At 73.8% G+C, this 6,270-nt stretch carries 4 protein-coding genes; all 4 read right to left on the bottom strand.

Annotated features, from left to right (window positions below; all coding sequences use genetic code 11):
- Positions 1–153 precede the first annotated feature (153 nt).
- The gene (gene obgE, locus LE181_RS22750) at positions 154–1,593 is read right to left on the bottom strand and encodes a GTPase ObgE (protein ID WP_225663352.1); all 1,440 of its coding nucleotides are present in this window, start codon (positions 1,591–1,593) and stop codon (positions 154–156) included.
- A 149-nt stretch (positions 1,594–1,742) separates the two neighbouring features.
- On the bottom strand, positions 1,743–1,997 hold the full coding sequence (gene rpmA, locus LE181_RS22755; protein ID WP_093477705.1) for a 50S ribosomal protein L27: 255 nt from the start codon (positions 1,995–1,997) through the stop codon (positions 1,743–1,745).
- A gap of 14 nt (positions 1,998–2,011) precedes the next feature.
- Complete coding sequence (gene rplU / locus LE181_RS22760) at positions 2,012–2,332, bottom strand: 50S ribosomal protein L21 (RefSeq protein WP_099200555.1); 321 nt, start codon at positions 2,330–2,332, stop codon at positions 2,012–2,014.
- 247 nt (positions 2,333–2,579) lie between these two features.
- On the bottom strand, positions 2,580–6,270 hold a 3,691-nt coding region (locus LE181_RS22765), incomplete at its 5' end, for an Rne/Rng family ribonuclease (protein WP_225663353.1).

Consider the following 6,270-nt stretch of genomic DNA (forward strand, 5'->3'; position numbering starts at 1 on the left):
AGCCGACGCAGGCAGCCGACGCAGGCAGCCGCGCCCGCTACGTCACCGCCACGGCGTCGTCACCACCGCCGGGGGCCGCGCCCCGGTACGCGTACGCCCCGGCGCCGGGCGGGCCGCAGTGCGGCCTGCCCGGCGCCGGGGCGGTGGGGCGGCTCACCCGAAGGGGTTGAAGCCCTCGTACTCCTGCGCGGCCTCGTCGCGCTCCGCCTCGCGGTCGCGGCGGCGCTGGGCGGCCGGGCGCGGGGCCTCGAAACGGTGGTCCTCACCGCGGCGGCCGAGCATCTCGGCACCGGCGGCCATGGTCGGCTCCCAGTCGAAGACGACCGCGTCCTCCTCCGAGCCGATGGCGACGCCGTCGCCCGACCGGGCACCGGCCTTCATCAACTCCTCCTCGACACCGAGGCGGTTGAGGCGGTCGGCCAGGTAGCCGACGGCCTCGTCGTTGTTGAAGTCGGTCTGGCGCACCCAGCGTTCCGGCTTCTCGCCGCGCACGCGGTAGAGGCCGTCCTCCTCCTGGGTGACGGTGAAGCCCGCGTCGTCGACGGCCTTCGGACGGATGACGATGCGGGTCGCCTCCTCCTTGGGCTTGGCGGCGCGCGCCTCGGCGACGATGCCGGCCAGGGCGTAGGAGAGCTCCTTCAGACCGTGCCGGGAGACGGCCGAGACCTCGAAGATCTGGTAGCCGCGGGCCTCCAGCTCGGGGCGGATGATGTCGGCGAGGTCCTTGCCGTCCGGGATGTCGACCTTGTTGAGGACGACGATGCGGGGCCGGTTCTCCAGGCCGCCGTACTCCTTGAGCTCGGCCTCGATGACGTCGAGGTCGGTCAGCGGGTCGCGCTCGGACTCCAGCGTCGCGGTGTCGAGCACGTGCACCAGCACCGAGCAGCGCTCGACATGGCGCAGGAACTCCAGGCCCAGGCCCTTGCCCTGGCTGGCGCCCGGGATCAGGCCGGGGACGTCGGCGATGGTGTAGACGGTCGCACCGGCCGTCACGACGCCCAGGTTCGGGACGAGCGTGGTGAAGGGGTAGTCCGCGATCTTCGGCTTGGCGGCGGAGAGCACCGAGATCAGCGAGGACTTGCCCGCGCTCGGGTAGCCCACCAGCGCCACGTCGGCGACGGTCTTCAGCTCCAGGACGATGTCCTGGGACTGGCCCGGCTCGCCGAGCAGCGCGAAGCCCGGCGCCTTGCGGCGGGCCGAGGCCAGCGCGGCGTTGCCGAGGCCGCCGCGGCCGCCCTGGGCGGCGACGTAGGTGGTGCCCTGGCCGACGAGGTCGGCGAGGACGTTGCCGTTCTTGTCGAGGACGACCGTGCCGTCCGGCACCGGCAGGACCAGGTCCGTGCCGTCCTTGCCGGAGCGGTTGCCGCCCTCGCCGGGCTTGCCGTTGGTGGCCTTGCGGTGCGGGCTGTGGTGGTACTCCAGGAGCGTGGTGACGGACTGGTCCACGACCAGCGTCACGTCGCCGCCGCGGCCGCCGTTGCCGCCGTCGGGGCCGCCGAGCGGCTTGAACTTCTCACGGTGTACGGAGGCGCAGCCGTGGCCTCCGTTACCCGCGGCGACGTGCAGCTCGACGCGGTCCACGAAGGTGGTCATAGCGGTGTGCCTCCTAGGGGCCTCCCCCGCCGGAGGCCGGGGACGTACGGGATGTGTCTCTGTTGTAACGCGCCGAGGGCGGACCCGCTTCCCCGTAGGGAAGTGAGGTCCGCCCTCGTTATCGCTCTACGGCGTCAGGATCCGATGGATCAGGCAGCCGGAACGATGTTGACGACCTTGCGGCCACGGTGGGTGCCGAACTGCACCGCACCGGCCTGCAGCGCGAACAGGGTGTCGTCGCCGCCGCGACCGACACCGGCGCCCGGGTGGAAGTGGGTGCCGCGCTGGCGGACCAGGATCTCACCGGCGTTGACGACCTGACCGCCGAAGCGCTTCACGCCGAGCCGCTGAGCGTTGGAGTCGCGACCGTTCCGGGTGGACGATGCGCCCTTCTTGTGTGCCATGTCTCCTCAGTCCCTTACTTCGCAGCCGTCGGGATAGCGACGATCTTGACCGCGGTGTACTGCTGGCGGTGACCGATGCGCTTGCGGTAACCGGTCTTGTTCTTGTACTTCAGGATGTCGATCTTGGCACCCTTGTGGTGGTCCACGATCTCGGCCTGGACCTTGATGCCCGCCAGGACCCACGGGTCGCTGGTGACGGACTCGCCGTCGACCACGAGCAGCGTGGAGAGCTCGACCGAGTCGCCCACCTTGCCGTCGGAAATCTTGTCAACCTCGACGATGTCGCCGACAGCAACCTTGTGCTGGCGACCACCGCTACGCACGACTGCGTACACGCGGATCTCACTCTCGCTAGTAATCGGGACCGCTGATGCCAGCCGCTCGCACGGGCGGAAGCCCGTGACTGTCCGAGTGGACGAGCGGCCTCTCCCGGCGGACCGGGAGGTGTTTGCTCAGTGGTGTGGCGTCACACAGACGCCGACGGTCAAGGTTACGGGGCCTTGACCAGGGGGTCAAACCGGGCCCCGCCGGGCGGGCTGGGTGTCCAGCCCGCCCGGCGTCCGGGCCCGGGCGAAGCGCCGGTCAGTCCTCCGTGGAGGACGCCGCGGCCTTCTTCGCCGTCTTCTTCGCCGGCGCCTTCTTGGCGGCCGTCTTGGTGGCCGCCTTCTTGGTCGCCGTCGTCTTCTTGGCGGTGGTCGTCTTCTTCGCCGCCGTCTTCTTGGCCGTCGCCTTCTTCGCCGGCGCCTTCTTGGCCGCCGTCTTCCGGGCCGTCTTCTTCGCCGGAGCGGCCTCGGCGGCCTCCTCCGTCATGACCTCGACGTCGGCCTCGGCCACCACCACGGGCTCCTCGACGGGGGCCGCCGGTGCGCTGACGACCACCACGGCCTCCTCGGCCGCCGCGGGCGAGCCCGCCGGGGCGGACACCCTGCGGGTGGCCCGGCGCCGGGGGCGCGCGGGAGCCGCGGTCTCGGGCGTCTGGACGGCCTCGGCCACCGGCTCGGCGACCTCCGGCCGCGCGACCAGGTCGGGAGCCGGCGCCGGCTCGACCGGGGCCACCTCCACGACGGCCACCGGCTCCACCGGCTCCGCCGCCTTCGGCGCACCCGCCGGAGCGGACGCCTTGCGGGTCGCCCGGCGGCGCGTACGGCCACCGCGGCGGGCGGCCGCGGCCTCCGCCTCGGCAGCACTGCCGTACCACTCGTCGGCCGTGTCGAGGGCCGGCTGCAGCTCCGCCTCGGTCACCGCGACAGGCTCCAGCTCGACCGCCTCCACGGCGACCTCGGCCGGCGCCTCCGCGGAAATCGCCACGGCGGGCTCGACGGCCTCCACGGCGGGCGCCGCGGCGGGCTCGGGGGCCTCGGCACCCTTGCCCTTCTTCTTGCCGCGCTTGCCGCCGCCACCGCCGCCGCCACCGACGGTCGCCGGCTGGTCCATGTGGACGATCACGCCGCGGCCGTTGCAGTGGACGCAGGACTCGGAGAACGACTCCAGCAGGCCCTGGCCGACGCGCTTGCGGGTCATCTGGACCAGGCCCAGCGACGTCACCTCGGCGACCTGGTGCTTGGTGCGGTCGCGGCCCAGGCACTCCAGCAGGCGCCGCAGCACCAGGTCCCGGTTGGACTCCAGCACCATGTCGATGAAGTCGATCACGATGATGCCGCCGAGGTCGCGCAGCCGCAGCTGGCGCACGATCTCCTCGGCCGCCTCCAGGTTGTTCCTGGTGACCGTCTCCTCCAGGTTGCCGCCCTGGCCGGTGAACTTGCCGGTGTTGACGTCGACGACGACCATCGCCTCGGTCCGGTCGATGACGAGCGAACCGCCGCTCGGCAGCCAGACCTTGCGGTCCAGCGCCTTCATCAGCTGCTCGTCGATCCGGTACGTGGCGAAGACGTCGACGTCCGACGTCCACTTCTGCAGCCGGTCGGCCAGGTCGGGCGCGACGTGCGAGACGTAGCCGTGGATGGTCTCCCAGGCGCCGTCACCGCTGACGATGACCTTCGAGAAGTCCTCGTTGAAGATGTCGCGCACGACGCGGACGGTCATGTCCGGCTCGCCGTACAGCAGGCTCGGCGAGCTCGTCGAGATCTGCTTCGACTTCTTCTGGATCTCTTCCCACTGCGCCTGCAGGCGCTCCACGTCACGGCGCAGCTCGTCCTCGCTCGCACCCTCGGCGGCGGTGCGCACGATGACGCCCGCGTCCTCGGGGACGATCTTCTTGAGGATCTGCTTCAGACGCGCGCGCTCGGTGTCGGGCAGCTTGCGGCTGATGCCGGTCATCGAACCCTCGGGCACGTAGACCAGGTAGCGGCCGGGCAGCGAGACCTGGCTGGTCAGGCGGGCGCCCTTGTGACCGATCGGGTCCTTGGTGACCTGCACGAGCACGGACTGGCCGGACTTCAGCGCGGTCTCGATGCGGCGCGGGCCGTTGCCCATGCCGAGCGCCTCGAAGTTGACCTCGCCGGCGTACAGGACGGCGTTGCGGCCCTTGCCGATGTCGACGAACGCGGCCTCCATCGACGGCAGGACGTTCTGGACCTTGCCCAGGTAGACGTTGCCGACGTAGCTGGTGGCCTGCTCCTTGTTGACGAAGTGCTCGACGAGGACGTTGTCCTCCAGCACGCCGATCTGGGTGCGGTCGCCGTTCTGGCGGACGACCATCACGCGCTCGACGGCCTCGCGGCGGGCCAGGAACTCGGCCTCGGTGATGATCGGCACCCGGCGGCGGCCCTGCTCGCGGCCCTCGCGGCGGCGCTGCTTCTTGGCCTCCATGCGGGTCGAGCCCTTGATGGACTGCACCTCGTCGAAGCCCGTGCCGCCCTCGGTGCGCGCGGCGCGCTCACGGGGCTCGCGGACCTTGACGACGGTGCGCTCGGGCTCGTCCGCACCCGGCTCGGTCTCCAGCGCCTCGCCGCTGCGGCGACGGCGACGGCGGCGACGGCGGCTGCCGGCGGAAGCGAAGGCACCGGCCTCCTCTTCCTCCTCGGCCTCCTCCTCGACGGCCTCGGGCTCGGCGGCGGCCTCCTCGGCCTCCTCCTCGACGCCCTCGGCCTCGGCGGCCTCACCACGACGGCGGCGACGGCCACCGCGGCGGCGACGGCGCGAGGGACGCTCGCCCTGCTCGTCCTCCTCCTCGGCGGCCTCGTAGGCGCCGGGCTCCTCGGCGGCCTCCGGCTCCTCCTCGGCCTCCTCCACCACGGGGGCGGTCTCGACGGCCTCGGCGGCCTCGCCCCGGCGACGGCGGCGGCGACGGCCACCGGCAGCGGGCTGCGCGGCCTCGGCGACGGGCTCCTGCTCCGGCTCCTCCTCGCGCGCCTCCTCGGCGGCGGCAGCGGCGGCGGCAGCGGCCGTCTCCGGCGTCTGGAACATCGGCTCGGTGAACACGGGCGCCTGGAACACGGCGGTCGGCGGGCGCACGGCCCGGCGGCGGCCACGGGCGGGGGCCTCCTCCGCCTTGGCGGCGGGGGCCTGCTCCACGGCCTCGGCGACGGGCTCCGCGGCACGACGACGCGTACGGCGGGCGCGCACCGGCTCGGCGGCGGGCTCGGCCTGCTCGGCGGCGGGCTCGGCGACCTCGGCGCCCTGCGGCGCACCGGCGGGGGCCGACGCACGGCGCGTGGCGCGGCGACGCGTACGGGCGGGAGCGGCCTCGGCGACGGGCGCCTCCTCGGCCGGCTCCGCAACGGCCGGAGCGGCCTCGGCGACGGGCGCCTCCTCGGCCGGCTCCGCAACGGCCGGAGCGGCCTCGGCGACCGGGGCCTCCTCGACGGCGGGCTCCTCGGTCACGGGCTCCTCGGCGGCCGCAGCGGCCTCGGGGGCCTCGGCAGCCTGCGGAGCACCGGCGGGGGCGGACGCCTTGCGGGTGGCACGACGACGCGTACGGGCCGGAGCGGCCTCGGCGACGGGCGCCTCCTCGGCCGGCTCCGCAACGGCCGGAGCGGCCTCGACGGCCGGCTCGACCGTCTCGGCGGCCTGCGGCGCGCCGGCGGGGGCCGACGCACGACGGGTGGCGCGGCGACGCGGACGGGCCGGGGCGGCCTCGGCGACCGGAGCCTCCTCCGCCAGGACCTCGGGGGCCTCGGCAGCGGCCGGGGTCTCCACGACCTCGGGAGCACTCTCGGCGGCCTGCGGCGCACCCGCCGGAGCCGACGCACGACGCGTGGCACGACGACGCGTACGGGCGGGAGCGGCCTCGGCGACCGGGGCCTCCTCGACGGCGGGCTCCTCGGCAACCGGCTCCACGACGGCCGCAGCGGCCTCCGGGGCCTCGGCAGCC

The sequence above is a fragment of the Streptomyces sichuanensis genome, from assembly GCF_020328095.1.
GTDB classification, from domain to species: domain Bacteria; phylum Actinomycetota; class Actinomycetes; order Streptomycetales; family Streptomycetaceae; genus Streptomyces; species Streptomyces cinnamoneus.